We start from the raw sequence: 1732 nt of genomic DNA on the forward strand, positions 1-1732 counted from the left end.
TGTAACTATTCAGCAGGGCAGTGAAAAAAGTTCTTGACACGGTTTTTCAGCAAAAAGCTGAAATCGGGGGTGCGTTGGCCTAGCTCCATGAAAGGCACGGTGCAGGCCTCTTCGCTGGGCCTGGTGCCCAAGATTCTTCTGCCGTCAGTGCCGGGGGCGTTTCGATAAAAATATCGCCGCATAAGAGAGCCTCGCGACAAAAATTCCGTCCTGAAAACCTATGCTATCATGGGCCATCTCAAAGGACGGGTGGCCGCGATGACGGTGAACAATATCGATGTAGAAGCAACAATCGAGCGGGTCAAATCCTTGATCGCCGATGAAAAGGATCTGTCGCCGGCACTCAAGTCCAGCCTTGAGGTGCTGCTCCTTCTGGTGACGATCCTGGCCAATCGCTTCGGCCTCAATAGCAAGAATAGCAGCAAGCCGCCCTCGGCCGATCCCAACCGCACGAAGGAGCCCAGGCGCAAAAGCGAACGCAAGCCCGGCGGACAAAAGGGGCGCGCCGGAACCACCTTGCAGCCGGTGGCGGAGCCCGATGAAATCGAAGTTCTTCGGATCGACAGGAGCACCTTGCCCGTCGGCCACTACCGGGAGGTCGGCTATGAGGCCCGCCAGGTCATTGATCTGGATATCGCCAAAGTGGTCACCGAATACCGCGCCCAGATTCTGGTGGACAGCCAAGGGAATCGGTATATGGCGCCTTTTCCGGAAGGGGTCACCCGGCCGGCGCAATATGGTCAAGGGGTCAAGGTCAACTCGGTCTACATGTCCCAGTACCAGTTGATCCCCTACCATCGCATCGTGGATCATTTTGTGGAGCAGTTGCGGATTCCCGTCAGCGCCGGCTCCATCTACAATTTCAACCAGGAGGCCTATGAGCGCCTGGAGCGCTTTGACCGCTGGGTCAGAAAGCAACTCGCCTCATCGAGCCTGATCCATGCCGATGAGACCGGCATCAACATCGGTGGAAAACGCCACTGGCTGCACAGCGCCTCCAATGCCGCGTTCACCTTTTTCCATCCGCATGGCAAGCGGGGCAGCGAAGCCCTGGATGACATCGGCATCCTTCCGGCATTTCAGGGCACCCTCTGCCATGACCATTGGAAGCCTTACTATCACTACGGCGGCTCACACGCCCTGTGCAACGCTCACCATCTCCGGGAACTGGAACGGGCCTGGGAGCAGGACAAACAGCAGTGGGCTCAGGATATGGCCCTTTTGCTCAAAGAGATCAACAAGGCCACCTTGGAGGCCGGGAGCCGACTTGACGTCTTCGATGCCGCTCTCTACCGAAAGCGCTACCGAGCGCTGCTCGAAGAGGCCGAGAAAGAGTGTCCGCCCCCCGATGAAAGTGAGAGAAACGGGCGCCGGGGGAGGCTGGCTCGCTCCAAGGCTCGCAACCTTCTGGAGCGGCTTCGGGACTATGAAGTCGATGTCTTGCGGTTCATGGTCGAAGACGAGGTTCCCTTCTCCAATAACCTGGCGGAAAACGATCTTCGGATGACCAAGGTTCAACAGAAAATCTCCGGCTGCTTCCGCTCCTGGGAGGGGGCCATGATGTTCTGCCGAATCCGTAGTTACCTGTCCACCTGCCGGAAACAAGGCGTCAGTGCGTCCGAAGCGTTGCGTCTCTTATTTGAGGGGAAATCCCCTCGGTTCATGCAGGCGGATTAGTTGGCGTATCGCCCACCATTCTCGTAGACATGCGGGTGGGGTGCTGAATAGTTAC

Annotated in this window: 1 protein-coding gene; it reads left to right on the top strand. The window is 57.6% G+C overall.

Translation table 11 applies throughout. The annotated features are described in order from the left end of the window. Positions 1-258: 258 nt before the first annotated feature. On the top strand, positions 259-1677 hold the full coding sequence (gene tnpC, locus BQ4888_RS10690; protein WP_092057178.1) for an IS66 family transposase: 1419 nt from the start codon (positions 259-261) through the stop codon (positions 1675-1677). The last annotated feature ends 55 nt before the right edge of the window (positions 1678-1732 follow it).

Origin of the sequence: Desulfuromonas acetexigens, assembly GCF_900111775.1 — a bacterium.
Lineage (GTDB): Bacteria > Desulfobacterota > Desulfuromonadia > Desulfuromonadales > Trichloromonadaceae > Trichloromonas > Trichloromonas acetexigens.

What these genes read in the sequence shown, in the direction of transcription:
- tnpC (WP_092057178.1), top strand. Translation starts at nt 259, where the DNA reads ATGACGGTGAACAATATCGATGTAGAAGCAACAATCGAGCGGGTCAAA.